11 protein-coding genes are annotated in these 12,712 nt (G+C 63.2%); all 11 read right to left on the bottom strand.

The genetic code is table 11. The features are described from left to right. Positions 1–61: 61 nt before the first annotated feature. The 11 genes from HPQ64_RS08740 to HPQ64_RS08690 all read right to left on the bottom strand — a co-directional run bounded on the left by HPQ64_RS08740 (position 62) and on the right by HPQ64_RS08690 (position 12,502). Positions 62–1,378: a TRAP transporter large permease gene (locus HPQ64_RS08740; RefSeq protein WP_172887963.1), complete on the bottom strand. Its 1,317-nt coding sequence runs from the start codon at positions 1,376–1,378 to the stop codon at positions 62–64. 13 nt (positions 1,379–1,391) lie between these two features. After that, positions 1,392–1,892: a TRAP transporter small permease gene (locus tag HPQ64_RS08735; RefSeq protein ID WP_172887962.1), complete on the bottom strand. Its 501-nt coding sequence runs from the start codon at positions 1,890–1,892 to the stop codon at positions 1,392–1,394. A 9-nt stretch (positions 1,893–1,901) separates the two neighbouring features. Next, positions 1,902–2,858 (bottom strand): TRAP transporter substrate-binding protein DctP, encoded by a 957-nt coding sequence (dctP, locus tag HPQ64_RS08730; protein WP_172887961.1) that lies wholly within the window; start codon positions 2,856–2,858, stop codon positions 1,902–1,904. Positions 2,859–2,897: 39 nt separating this feature from the next. Beyond that, positions 2,898–4,436, bottom strand: coding sequence for an indolepyruvate oxidoreductase subunit beta family protein (locus HPQ64_RS08725; protein WP_172887960.1), 1,539 nt, complete (start codon positions 4,434–4,436; stop codon positions 2,898–2,900). Next, positions 4,433–6,592, bottom strand: a complete 2,160-nt coding sequence (locus HPQ64_RS08720) for a thiamine pyrophosphate-dependent enzyme (protein ID WP_172887959.1) — start codon at positions 6,590–6,592, stop codon at positions 4,433–4,435. Before HPQ64_RS08720 ends, HPQ64_RS08725 begins: the two co-directional genes overlap by 4 nt. 102 nt (positions 6,593–6,694) lie before the next feature. After that, positions 6,695–7,216, bottom strand: a complete 522-nt coding sequence (locus HPQ64_RS08715; protein ID WP_425483814.1) for a MarR family winged helix-turn-helix transcriptional regulator — start codon at positions 7,214–7,216, stop codon at positions 6,695–6,697. Between the two features lie 206 nt (positions 7,217–7,422). Continuing rightward, the gene (glnT, locus tag HPQ64_RS08710) at positions 7,423–8,730 is read right to left on the bottom strand and encodes a type III glutamate--ammonia ligase (protein WP_172887957.1); all 1,308 of its coding nucleotides are present in this window, start codon (positions 8,728–8,730) and stop codon (positions 7,423–7,425) included. A gap of 35 nt (positions 8,731–8,765) precedes the next feature. After that, positions 8,766–10,106 carry an FMN-binding glutamate synthase family protein gene (locus HPQ64_RS08705; protein WP_172887956.1) on the bottom strand — a complete coding sequence of 447 codons (1,341 nt, stop codon included), beginning with the start codon at positions 10,104–10,106 and terminating at the stop codon, positions 8,766–8,768. A gap of 8 nt (positions 10,107–10,114) precedes the next feature. Beyond that, positions 10,115–10,792 (bottom strand): GltB/FmdC/FwdC-like GXGXG domain-containing protein, encoded by a 678-nt coding sequence (locus HPQ64_RS08700; protein WP_172887955.1) that lies wholly within the window; start codon positions 10,790–10,792, stop codon positions 10,115–10,117. Continuing rightward, on the bottom strand, positions 10,779–11,690 hold the full coding sequence (locus HPQ64_RS08695; protein ID WP_172887954.1) for a class II glutamine amidotransferase: 912 nt from the start codon (positions 11,688–11,690) through the stop codon (positions 10,779–10,781). The genes HPQ64_RS08700 and HPQ64_RS08695 overlap by 14 nt, the downstream gene beginning before the upstream one ends. A 179-nt stretch (positions 11,691–11,869) precedes the next feature. Then, entirely contained in the window at positions 11,870–12,502 is a 633-nt protein-coding gene (locus HPQ64_RS08690) for a helix-turn-helix domain-containing protein (protein ID WP_172887953.1), read from the bottom strand. Between the last annotated feature and the right edge of the window lie 210 nt (positions 12,503–12,712).

Here is a 12,712-nt window from a genome sequence, read left to right as displayed (position 1 = left end):
CCCTTGAAATTGCGATCAATGCCCGCAGGCTTTGATCGCCATTTTCCCGGAAGGCTAATGCCTACCGGGCAATCTGGGCCGGCAGCCAGGTTCCAAGACCCGGAAGCCAGACGAGTGCGGCAAGAACGGCAAGCTTAATGACAACGAACGGAAGTATGGCCGCGTAAATCTGGCGCATGCCGATGCCAGGCGGCGCGACGCCGCGCATGACGAACAAAAGCAGGCCGAAGGGTGGCGTAAGCAGGCCAATTTCCATCGTCAGAAGATAGACGACGCCGAGCACCAGATCGTTGATGCCGACACTTTGGGCAAGCGGCACGAAAACCGGCACGGTGACCATGAGCATGGAAACCTGATCGACGAAACAGCCGAGCAGAAGAAGGAGCAGGATCATGCCGACCAGCACTTCCGTCGGCCCGAGCTCGAATGCGGAGATGGTGCGGATGAGACCGCCGGTGGCGCCCGAAAAGGAAAGCACCTGGGAAAACGTCTGGCTGGCGGCGATGATGAATAGGATCATCACCGAAAGCTTGACCGTTTCCATGACCGCCTTTTTGACCCCTTTCCATGTCAGCGCGCGATAGGCGGCCCCCACACCGAGCGCGGCGAGGCAGCCGAGGGCCGCCGATTCCGTGGGCGTGGCGAGACCTGCCAGCAGGCTGCCGATGACGACGGCGAAGAGGATGGAAAGCGGGGCGACATAAATCAGGAACGGGCGCCAGCGCTCGGCAAGCGTCATTTCAGGCAGATCGTCCGGCGGGGCGAGCTTGGGATTGGCGATGCTGCGACCGACGATCCAGACGACGAAAAGGGCGGCGAGCAGGAGCGCCGGAACGACGCCGGCAACGAGCAGCCCGGCAATCGAAATGCCGGCGAGACTGCCGACGAGGACGGCGAGCGCAGATGGCGGGATCAACATGGCGATTGCGCCCGACGCCATGATCGGGCCCATGGCCATCGACGGATGGTAGCCGCGCTTGAGCATGCCCGGCAGGAGCGTGGAGCCGAGCATCGCGGTATTCGCGATGGTGGAGCCTGAAAGGGCCGCAAAAATCGTGCCGCCGAAAACGGTGACGACGCTGAGCCGGCCCGGAATGCGGGTGACGATGCGCTCCACCGCATCTATGGCGCGATGAGCGACGCCCGTCTGGAACAAAAGCTCGCCCATGAGGATGAAAAGCGGAATGGGCGCGAGCTGGAAATTGGCGATCGACTGCGCAGCGTTGCGCGCAAGCTGCACAAGGCCGCGCTCGCCGCCCAGAACCTCGAACGCGCCGACGAGGGTGACGGCGAGAAAGGCGAAAGCCACCGGCAGGCCGAGAAGCAGGAGCGCCCCGAGACCGCCGAGCATCAGCGCAAGCGCGAGTTGCCATTCCATAAAACAGAAGTCCTCAAAGGCCGGTCGCGGCGCGCTGACCGGAAGCCGGCCGCGCGAGCTTGCGCAGGAATTCGACGAAGATGAGCGCCATCGACAGCGGCGCGACGGTGAGCGTCCACCATTCGGGGATGATGAAGGCTGTGCGGATCATCGATCCGCGCGAATAGGAAAGGCCGAGCGCTTCAAGCGCATACCAGAGAAAGACCGCGGAAACGGCGGCACCCATGAGGTTGACAGCCATATCGGCAATGCGTCTTGCACCAGGCCTGAGACTTGAGACCAGAAGATCGACCGTGACATGGGCGTTTTTCGCCAGAACCCAGGGCGCGGCCAGAAATGTCGCGGCGAGCAGGCCGTACTCGATCGCATCCAGCAGGCCGTAGATCGACGTGTCGAAGGCATTCCTGAGCACGACATTCACGGGAATGAGGAGCGCAATCGCGGCGAAGATCGCGCCCGCCAAAGCGGCGAGCGCGACCAGGAGCCGATCGAACGAACGGTCGAAGCGGTTCATTGCCGGACCTTACTTGACGAGGCAGGCCTGAAGCTTTTCAGACAGATCCGCATCGACCTCCGTCACCGCGGCCCAACCTTCCGTCTGCGCGGTTTCAAGCCAGAGATCGCGGTCGGCATCCGAAAACTCGATGGTCTCAATGCCGGACTCGGCCTGTTTCGCCGCTTCCTTCGCGTTGATGTCGACGTTCTCGGCGTTCTTCGCCTCGATCCACTTCGCACCCTCTTCCAGAACGGCGCGCTGCTCGTCCGTCAGTTCGTTCCACTTGTCGAGATTGACGAGGAAATTCACATCGACCTGATAAAAGCCGGGGTCGATGCGGTATTTGGTCTGCTCGTCCCAGCCGAGATCGGTCACGCCCTGAACCGGCCAGCCGTAACCGTCGATCGCGCCGCGCTCAAGCGCGGTATAGACCTCGCCCGGAGCGGTGCGAACGAGCGTTGCGCCGAGCTTTTCGAACATGGCGCGATAGACCGGCGTGGTGCGGATCGTGAGGCCCGAAAGGTCCGGCTTGTCGATGGACTTCGTGAGATAGAGGTGAAACTCGATATGATCGCCCGTGCGGGCGAGGAACTTCACATTCATATCCTGCTGGTGGCGCTGGTCGATCAGGTCGAGGCAGCCGTTTTCGCGCTGTTCCTGCACCGTGTTGGTGGCGAGATGCAGCGCGTCCCCCCAGGGCAGAAGGTTGGGATAATAGGCGGTCGTGTTGTTGGCGATGTCGACGACGCCGGTGGAGACCGCGTTGCCAAGCTCGAACGGCGGGACGGCTTCCGGCCCGCCGACAAGCTCGATCTGGACCACACCCTTGCCGTTTTCATTGACCCATTCGACGAAGGCCTCGAACGGGCGCGAAAAGGTGGTGCCGGCGGCAAAGGCGCTGACGCCGCGAAGCGTGACTTCCTCGGCCAATACAGGCGAGGCGGTTATGGCGGCAACAGCGGCGGCGAGCAGAATGCGTTTCATTTCAGTTCCTCCCGTTTACGGTTGTTCGGTTCGCGCTCCTCACGCGAAGGATTTCACGGTTTTCAACGCGCCCTCCAGGGCTTCCCCCTTTTCGTCCTGAAGAGCGGCCTCGCGCAGGCGGCGCAGCCAGTCGGCGGCGTCCTCCCGGCCGTCGAGCAGGTCAAGTGCCGAAAGCACACGGTCAAACTTCGAGATCCCACGCGAGTGGGTGTCGCTGTAGCCCTTGATCAGCCGGCGGCAGGCGAGAATTTCCGCGCCCAGCGCATAATCGCGCCTTGCCGTGTCAAGGGCGAGCGCAAACCAGCGCTCAAGGTGCTCAAGCTCGATTTCGTGACGGCGCAGCGAACGGCGATAGGGGCGAAGCCCGGCAAGGAGATAAAGCGCGCCGAACCAGAAAAGACCATCCGTGCGCACGCGCCGTCCGCGATCGATACGCCTGCCGATCCATTGGTAAAGGCGCGGGCGGGCCTCGATCCGGCGCGCCCATCCGGCCGGCAGGACACCGACGACTTCCTCAATACGCGGATGCATGAATTCCGTGAGATGAAGGACGTGATCGTCGCCGACGTTCATTTCGCCGCGAATACGCGAAAAGCGGGCCTTGCGCGTCTTCAGGTCCGCAACGCGGATGACATCGTCATAAACCATCGCATTGGCGAGATATTTCGCCGCGCGTTCGACAAGCGTCCAGCCACGATCCGCGCTGTCGAGCGCAAGCGCCTGATCGAGCCTGTCCATATATTCCGCGCCATAGGCGGGGTCGAGAAAATCCACGACCTTCCTGAGGCCCGCGTGAGCCATGGTCCGCGCAGGCTCCGGCAGCGCGGCGACGCGCGCTTCAAGCTTGCGCCATTCCTCAAGCGCCTTCGTGGGGCCTTGCGGTTCGGCAATAAAGTGCGTCGTAGCGGTGGCATCGTCGTGTTGCGGAGCCTCGCCATTTTCCGCAAGTGCCCAGGCGTCGGCGAAAGCCTTGAGGCTCGCGTCCACGCCGCGCCCGCTTGCGCGGATCGTCGCCTCATATTCCGAACGGGGAAACGGCAGCGCGCCGGAGCCGCCGAGCGCGCCGAAGAGGCTTGCCGAAATGACGCTACCCGCATCCTCGGCGATCTTCTGCATGTCGAAGAGGACAAGCTCCTTCGCGGCGATTGTGGCAGCCGTCGCGACCTCCTCCGATGAGGCGAGCCCATCTCCCGGCACCGTTTTTTCAGCGGTCGCATAGGCACGATGCGATGAGGCGATCAACACCGTGCGGTCCGGCGTGACGAAGCCGCGCTGGATTGCGCGGCCGGCCTCCATCATTTCCGCCGCAAGCAGGATATCGACATCGCCTTCCGACGGAGACAGCGCGAAAACAGGCGCGCGGCCCGCATCCGGCATGGCCTCGATATAATAGATCGTCGCACCCGTACGCTGCGCGACGCCGGCAACGGAGGTGACCTGCGCCAGCCAGCCGCGACGTCGCGCGAGATCGGCGATCCACGTGGAGAGAACGCCGCCCCCCTGCCCGCCCAGCGCAAGCACGGCGATCTTCACCACGCCGGCCATTTGAGTGTGGACCTCGCGCGGTTGAACCGTCATGCCGACACCTCATCAAACATGAGGCGGCGCTTTGCCCGGCGCGCCTGAAGCCGGGCGATGAGGCGCGCACGAACGCGCGACAGCCAACGCTCGAACGGGCGCGGGTTGTGAACGACATCGGCACGGTAGAAAGAGGGGCAGAGCACGGCGGCATCCGCCACCTCGCCGCAATTGCCGCAGCCCACGCAGCTTTCGTCGATATGGGCGACAGGATCGTCCCTCAGCGGATCGTCGAGATGCTTCACCGTGAGCGAGGGGCAGCCGGAAAGCCGCATGCAGGCATGATCGCCAGTGCATACGTCCTCATCCACGCCGAAGCGCGGCTTGACGACACGTGCGCCCGACCTGATCGCCTTCGTCTCAAGCGGCTTTTCGCGCCGCTGCCGGTTCAACATGCATTCCGACGAGGCGACGATGACTTTCGGACCCGTAACGTCGGTCGTCAGCGCCTCGCGCAATGTGTCGCGCATTTTCGGCACGTCATAGGTGCGGTCGATATGGCGCACCCATTGAACGCCAAGCCCCTTTACCGCATCGACGATGGAATGGCCCGTAGAGCGGCTTGCGTTCGGCGCGCGCGTCGACAGGATGTCCTGTCCGCCGGTGGCGGCCGAATAATTGTTGTCAACTATGACGATGACGCCATCGGCCTTGTTGTAGACCGCGTTGCCGATGGAGGAATTCAAGCCGTTGTGCCAGAAGCCGCCGTCGCCGATGAAGGAGATCGTGCGTTTCGCGCCCGGCGCGTTGAAGGCGGAAGCGGAGGCCGGACCGAGACCGTAACCCATGGTCGACGAACCGATCTCGAACGGCGGCAGCGAGGCAAAGAGATGGCAGCCGATGTCGCCCGCGATATGATGGGAGCCCAGTTCCTGCTCGACAAGCTTGGTGGCAGCGAAGATCGGCCGTTCGGGACAGCCCGTGCAAAAGCCCGGCGGGCGCGGCGGCACGACGCCTGAAAGATCCCGCGCGTCCGGCTTTGACGGTTGCGGCTCGTTGGGCGCACGCGCGGCATCGGGAAGAAGTTCGGCCCCGTGGGCGCGCAGGAACTTGCCAATCCCCTCCAGCATGACGCGGCCGGTATATTCGCCCGCCATCGGCAGGTAATCCTTGCCCGTAAGCTTCACATCCGAGCCGGCCTTGTGGAGCATCGCGCCGAAGCTTTGCGCGATATGATCCGGCTGGCCTTCTTCCACGACGAGAACCGAACGCTTGCCCTCGCAGAATTCAAGGAACTCGCTCTCGATCAGCGGATAGGTGACGTTGAGCACATAAAGGGGAACGCTGGTCTGCCCATGGATATCGGCCAGGCCGAGGCGTTGCAGTGCGCGAATGACGCCGTTGTACATGCCGCCCTGAAGGACGATGCCGACGGGCGCCTCATCGGGCCCGAAACGTTCGTTCAGCCCGTGCTCGCGGATGAAGGCTTCCGCCGCCGGCCAGCGCTTCGCGATCTTTTCCTGCTCATGCTGGTAAGACGCGGGCGGGAGGACGACGCGCTGCGTGTCGCGCCGGGGCGCATTCTGCGCTTCCGCCACCGTCATCGGCGGGCGCTGGTTGTCCTTCGCAATGAAGGAACCGGTGACATGGCACGCACGAATGCGCACCTGGAGCATGACCGGCGTGTTGGACGCTTCGCTGAGCGCAAACCCATCCTCCACCGCCTTGACGATGGACGGGAGATTGGGGCGCGGGTCCAAAAGCCAGACCTGCGACTTCATGGCGAAGGCATGACTGCGCTCCTGCATGATGGAGGAGCCTTCGCCGTAATCCTCGCCGATGATGAGAAGGGCGCCGCCCGTCACCCCGCCGGAGGCGAGATTGGCTAGCGCATCGGAGGCGACGTTCAGGCCGACCGTCGACTTGAAGGTAACGGCGCCCCGGATCGGGTAATGCACGGAAGCGGCAAGGGTTGCAGCGGCGGTCGCTTCCGAAGCGCTCGCCTCGAAGCGAACGCCATATTCGCCGAGGAGTTCCTCTGCGTCCGCCAACACATCCATCAGATGCGAGATCGGCGCGCCCTGGTAGCCGCCGACGTAACCGACGCCGCATTGGAGCAGCGCCTTTGTGATCGCGAGGATGCCTTCGCCGTGGAACTCCTCGCCGGCGCCGACGCGCAATTGCTCCACTTCCCTCGCGAAGGACCGTTCGGCCAATTGCCTCTCCTCACGTCAATTGGAGCCAAGGCTCGATTATATCCATATGCATATATTTAAGCTTAAACCAACCGTACGGTCAATCGCGATAATCAAGCCCCGTCAAAGATTATGCCGCCGGACGTTGCGGACGATCCTGCGCAAGGTGCCCAAAAACGCCTCGCGCTCTTCCTCGCCGATGCCGGCAAGCATTTTCTCGTAAGCATCGCGCATCAACGGCCAGACACGAGCGAAGGCTGCGGCCCCCGCGTCGGTCAGGAAAATCTCCCGCGCGCGGGCGTCGTCGGCACGCGCAACGCGCCGTACGAAGCCTTGAGATTCCAGACCGTCGAGCGTGCGGCTCATGGTCGACTGCTCGGTGACCGTATAGACGGACAACTCCATGATCGTGAGGCCCGGAATGACCGAAAGCACGGCAAGCGCTCGCATCTGCGCGGTCGTCAGCCCGAATTCACGCAGCGCCTTCTGGATATCGGCATTCCAGCGGCCCATCACCCGATTCATGAGATAAGGCGCGAAACGGTCCAGCCCGATTTCGCCGAGCGTCGCCGGCTGGCTGCCGACGTCCGCCTCATGCGCCGCAGCGCCGCCGGACTTCAGTTTCGGCCCGCTCATCCGCCCCATGTCCGTCATCGCACCCGACCATCATTCCATGCATGTGAATGGACTATAGCCTGACAGGCAACACAATGGCCAGAGCCTCGGGAACGGCGTTCAAACGTCACGCACCAAGGAAAAAAGGGCGACCAGAGGCCGCCCTTGCAAGTCCCGCGGCATGGAGGGTGGGGCTGCCGCGGTAGGGAGAACGTCTGAGGCCGGCCCCCCGACGGTCAGATATCGATGGCGTTTTCCTTTTCCCACCGGGAGAAGTGGGAGACGAAGGCGTTCCACTCGTCCTTCTTCAGCTTCAGGTAGGCCTCGCAGAACTCCTCGCCCAGAGCGGCTTTCAGCGCGCCATTGCGATCCAGCTCGCGCAGGGCGTCGAGAAGGTTCAGCGGCAGACGCGGCGCATCCTCGACCAGATGACCCTCGGTATACATGTTGATGTCTTGACGCTTGCCCGGATCGGCCCTGGTGTCGATCCCGTCCAGACCGGCGGCGATGATGACCGCCTGAAGCAGGTAGGGATTGGCCGCGCCGTCGGCCAGGCGAAGCTCGATCCGCCCGGGGCCCGGTACGCGCACCATGTGCGTGCGATTGTTGCCCGACCAGGTGACGCTGTTGGGCGCCCAAGTGGCGCCGGATGCCGTACGCGGCGCGTTGATGCGCTTGTAGGAATTCACTGTCGGGTTGGTGATGGCCGTATAGGCGGTCGCATGCCGGACGATACCGCCCAGGAAGTGACGCCCCTCTTCGGAAAGGCCGAGTTCATCCTCACGGGAGGCGAAGCGATTGACCTCACCCGCACCGTCCCACACGGAGATGTGCGCATGGCAGCCGCTGCCGGTAAGCCCTGCGATCGGCTTGGGCATGAAGGTTGCCCGCAGGCCGTGCATCTCGGCGACGGACTTGACCATGAACTTGAAGAAGGAATGCTTGTCGGCGGTCGCCAGGGCGTCGTCGAATTCCCAGTTCATCTCGAACTGGCCGTTCGCGTCCTCATGGTCGTTCTGATAGGGCTTCCAGCCGAGATCCTGCATATAGGTGCAGATCTGCGCGATTACGTCGTAGCGGCGCATCAGCGCCTGCTGGTCGTAACAGGGCTTTTCCGCCGTATCGTGGCTGTCCGAAATCTCGCTGCCATCGGCGCTCAGAAGAAAGAACTCCGGCTCGACCCCGGTCTTGACGCGCATGCCGCGTTCACCCGCACGCGCGACAAGAGCCTTGAGCACGTTGCGCGGGGCCTGTTCGACGAGCCTTTCGTTCATCGTGCAATCGGCCGCGACCCAGGCAACCTCCGGCTTCCACGGAAGCTGTATCGCGGAGGCTGAATCCGGCATCGCCAGGAGATCCGGATCGGCGGGCGTCATATCGAGCCAGCTCGCGAAACCGGCGAAACCGGCACCGCCTTCCTGTATGTCGTCGATCGCGGCGGCGGGGACGAGCTTCGCCCGCTGCGCACCGAACAGATCGGTATAGGAAATCAGGAAATACTCAACGCCTCTTTCTTTCGCAAAATCGGACAGTTGCTCGTTCATCCTGTCCCCTCCTCGGTTATTTCTTCAATGCGCCTTCAAAGCATCGTCTGCCCAGGCACCCAGCTTGTTCCGGCAAGCGGAACCCGCGCCATCGCGGCGGCTTCGACTGTCAGAGCGCACAGGTCCTCCGGTTCGAGGTTGCGCACGTGGCTCTTGCCGCAGGCGCGCGCGATGGTCTGCGCCTCCAGCGTCAGAACGCGCAGGTAGTTGGCAAGCCGCCTGCCGCCGAGCTCGGGATCGAAGCGAGCTGCAAGCTCCGGATCCTGCGTGGTGATCCCGGCAGGATCCCGGCCCTCATGCCAGTCGTCATAGGCGCCGGCGGTGGTGCCGAGCTTGCGGTACTCCTCTTCCCAGCGGGGATCGTTGTCGCCGAGCGCGATCAGCGCCGCCGTGCCGATCGACACCGCATCGGCGCCGAGCGCGAGCGCCTTGGCCACATCCGCGCCATTGCGGATGCCGCCGGAAACGACAAGCTGAACCTTCCGGTGAAGGCGCATGTCCTGCAGCGCGTCGACGGCGGGACGAATGCAGGCAAGCGTGGGAAGGCCCACATGCTCGATGAAGACGTCCTGCGTGGCAGCAGTGCCGCCCTGCATGCCGTCGAGCACGACGACATCTGCACCCGCCTTGGCGGCAAGCGCGGTATCGTAATAAGGCCGCGCGCCGCCGACCTTCACGTAGATCGGCTTTTCCCAGCCCGTGATTTCCCGCAGCTCGAGGATCTTGATTTCCAGGTCGTCCGGCCCGGTCCAGTCCGGATGGCGGCAGGCCGACCGCTGGTCCACCCCTTGAGGGAGATCGCGCATTTCGGCGACCCGATCCGAAATCTTTTGGCCGAGCAGCATGCCCCCGCCGCCGGGCTTCGCCCCCTGCCCGACCACGACCTCAATCGCGTCGGCACGGCGCAGGTCATCCGGGTTCATGCCATAGCGCGACGGCAGATACTGGTAGACGAGCGTCTTCGAATGTCCGCGCTCTTCCTCCGTCATGCCGCCATCGCCCGTCGTCGTGGAGGTGCCGACGGCGCTCGCGCCCCTGCCCAGAGCCTCCTTGGCGGGGCCCGAAAGCGCGCCGAAGCTCATGCCCGCGATGGTGACCGGGATATCGAGCTTCACGGGCTTCTTCGCGAAGCGGCCGCCGAGAACGACATCGGTACCGCACCGTTCCCGGTACCCTTCCAGCGGATAGCGCGAGATCGACGCGCCCAGGAAGAGAAGATCGTCGAAATGCGGCACCGCGCGCTTGGCCCCGCCGCCGCGAATGTCATAAATGCCCGTGGCGGCAGCCCGGCGGATTTCCGCATTCACCGCGTTCGTGAAAGTCGCCGATTGAATCGGCGGAGTGCGCGGCGGTTGGTTTTTCGTGTCTTCGGCCATCAGGACCCTCAGTAGGACGTGGCGTTGTCAACGTCGAAATTGTAAAGCCTGCGCGCCGAACCGTAGCGCTTGAACTCCTCCGGCCGCGCGTCGGCGCCGGCGCGATCGAGAAGGCGGGCGAGCAGTTCCAGATGTTCCGGCCGCATCTCCTTTTGCACGCAGTCCGCGCCGAGGCTGCGTACGCTGCCGCGCACGAAAAGCCGCGCCTCGTAAATGGAATCGCCCAGCGCATCCCCGGCGTCGCCAAGCACGACGAGGTTGCCGGTCTGCGCCATGAAGGCGGAGCTGTGGCCGATATCGCCGTGAACAACGATGTCGATGCCCTTCATCGACACCCCGCAGCGCGAGGAGGCATTGCCTTTTATCGCCAGAAGGCCGCCATGGCCCGTCGCGCCCGCGTACTGGCTCGCGTCGCCTTCGACGATCACGGTGCCGGACATCATGTTTTCCGCCACACCCGGCCCGACGGAACCATGCACATGCACCGTCGCCTGCTTGTTCATGCCCGCGCAGTAATAGCCGGCCGAACCGCGAATGCCGACGTCGATCGGCGCATCCAGACCGACGGCCAGAGCGTGCGCGCCGCGAGGATTGACGATCTCCCAGGACGTTTCGCCCGAAACAGGCACCTGGAGGGCCGCGTTCACCTCGCGCAGCGGCGTTTCGGCAAGGTCAAGCCGCCGCATGGCGATGGCTCCAGAAATAGACCGTGGCGGGTTCCGGCTCCCACACGCGCGCATCCTCTATGCCCGGCAGACCGGCCAGGGCGCGATATTCCGAACCGAAAGCGACATATCGATCGTTCTCCGCCATGACCGCCGGCTTGCAGGCGATCGGGTCACGCACCACGCCGAAACCGCTGCGCGTGCCGACGACGAAGGTGAAAAAGCCATCGAGATCGGAAAGGGCGGCGTTCAAAGCCTCGCCCAGATCCGCTCCGTCGCGCATCTTGCCCGAAAGATAGGCCGCCGCCACTTCGCTGTCGTTATCCGTGGCGAAGCGGATACCCTCCCGCTCCAGCCCCGAGCGCAGGCGGTTGTGATTGGAAAGCGAGCCGTTGTGCACCAGGCATTCGTCCGCGCCCGTGGAGAACGGATGCGCTCCGCAGGTCGTGACCGCGGATTCCGTCGCCATGCGCGTATGGCCGATACCATGGGTTCCGCCCATGGAGCGAATTCCGAAACGGTCGACGACATCGCTCGGAAGGCCGGTTTCCTTGTAGATTTCGATATTCGAGCCGAAGCTCATCAACGTGATTTCGGGAAAGGTTCGTTCAAGGGCTTCCCTCACCGCGTCAACCGCGGCCGGCGGGCACACGAGCACCGCATGGCTGTCGCGCCGGTGCGCCGTAACGCGGGCCTGCGCGATTTCGCCGAGCCTTGCCGCAACGGCGTCGAAATCCGTACCGCGATCGTCCGCCTGAATAGTCAGCCGGCCTTCCGCCCCGCTATCAGCGCCGTATATCGCGATCCCCGCGCTGTCGGGCCCGCGCTCGGTCATCGTCACCAGCATGTCCGAAAGGAGACTGCCGAGCTCCGGTTGAAGGGATCTGTCTTTCAGGAAAAGACCGACAATTCCGCACATGGCATACGCTCCAGGAAGCAATCTTCGCTGAAAGCGTAACTCCAATTCGCGACGGACGCAACTCATATGAATAAATTATTCCTACGGTGATAATTTTCTTGCAGATTTGAGGCCGCCCGAAAGCCGGAGCCAAGGGGAGAAGCATTTCAAAAAGCAGCTAAACGGATGCGGATAACGACCTAATCTGCCGTGGGGTAGCTGATGATCGACAGGAAGCGCGCCGGCAGCTTGTAGTGCTTGTCCGGCCCGTGCGGAGCATCGGCTTCGAAAAACAGCGTATCGCCCGGCTTCAGCCGAAACACGGAATCACCGTGGCGATAATCGATCTCGCCCTCCAGCATGTAGAGCAATTCCAGTCCGCCGTGCTGGAAGCTCGGGAAAACATCGGATTCCTTCGTCAGGGTGATCATGTAGGGTTCAACGACGATGCCGCTGCCGTTCGACGTGATATGGCCCAGGAGGTTGTACTGATGGCCGGCGCGGGTCGCCGCCCTTTCCACCTCCACGGCCTGCCCGGCGGGCGTGTGGACGACTTCGCGCTTTTCCTCGAACCCCCTGAAGAACGACGTCAGCGGCACGCGCAATGCCCTCGACAGGGTTTGCAGCGTCGTCAGCGACGGCGACGTCGCGCCCGTTTCGATTTTCGACAGCATGCCGACCGAAAGATCCGTGAGCTTCGAAAGTTCGGAGACGGTCAGACCCTGCTGGCGCCGCTGCTTGCGAACGGCGCGCCCGATCGCAACCTCCAGAACCTTGTGCCCGGCCTCGCCCGTGCCATGTGGATTCTGGGTCAGACGTGTTCTTTTGCTCATATTCTCTCCATACCCCACGGCCGGTAACCGTCGAATCCGGCCATTGAGAGCGGAAAAGGCCCTGAAACCAAGGCGTTCAACGATCGCCGGGACGAATATTTCCTAGCAGAAGACCTTTGCGCATCGTCTCTCTAAACCCGATGGTGAAAACAACCAAGCGTAAATCACCCCTTGAAGGAATAAATTTTTCCCTTCATGATAAAACAATGT

Source organism: Hongsoonwoonella zoysiae (genome assembly GCF_013266695.1).
GTDB classification, from domain to species: Bacteria; Pseudomonadota; Alphaproteobacteria; order Rhizobiales; family Stappiaceae; genus Hongsoonwoonella; species Hongsoonwoonella zoysiae.
Note: the sequence above shows the minus strand (reverse complement) of the source record. Positions and strands in the feature narration are given on the sequence as shown.

Bases quoted from the DNA above. Each gene is read 5' to 3' on its own strand.
- HPQ64_RS08735 (WP_172887962.1), bottom strand. From the start codon at position 1,892: ATGAACCGCTTCGACCGTTCGTTCGATCGGCTCCTGGTCGCGCTCGCC.
- HPQ64_RS08695 (WP_172887954.1), bottom strand. From the start codon at position 11,690: ATGTGCGGAATTGTCGGTCTTTTCCTGAAAGACAGATCCCTTCAACCG.
- HPQ64_RS08715 (WP_425483814.1), bottom strand. From the start codon at position 7,216: ATGGGGCGGATGAGCGGGCCGAAACTGAAGTCCGGCGGCGCTGCGGCG.
- HPQ64_RS08705 (WP_172887956.1), bottom strand. From the start codon at position 10,106: ATGGCCGAAGACACGAAAAACCAACCGCCGCGCACTCCGCCGATTCAA.
- glnT (WP_172887957.1), bottom strand. From the start codon at position 8,730: ATGAACGAGCAACTGTCCGATTTTGCGAAAGAAAGAGGCGTTGAGTAT.
- HPQ64_RS08740 (WP_172887963.1), bottom strand. From the start codon at position 1,378: ATGGAATGGCAACTCGCGCTTGCGCTGATGCTCGGCGGTCTCGGGGCG.
- HPQ64_RS08700 (WP_172887955.1), bottom strand. From the start codon at position 10,792: ATGCGGCGGCTTGACCTTGCCGAAACGCCGCTGCGCGAGGTGAACGCG.
- dctP (WP_172887961.1), bottom strand. From the start codon at position 2,858: ATGAAACGCATTCTGCTCGCCGCCGCTGTTGCCGCCATAACCGCCTCG.
- HPQ64_RS08725 (WP_172887960.1), bottom strand. From the start codon at position 4,436: ATGACGGTTCAACCGCGCGAGGTCCACACTCAAATGGCCGGCGTGGTG.
- HPQ64_RS08690 (WP_172887953.1), bottom strand. From the start codon at position 12,502: ATGAGCAAAAGAACACGTCTGACCCAGAATCCACATGGCACGGGCGAG.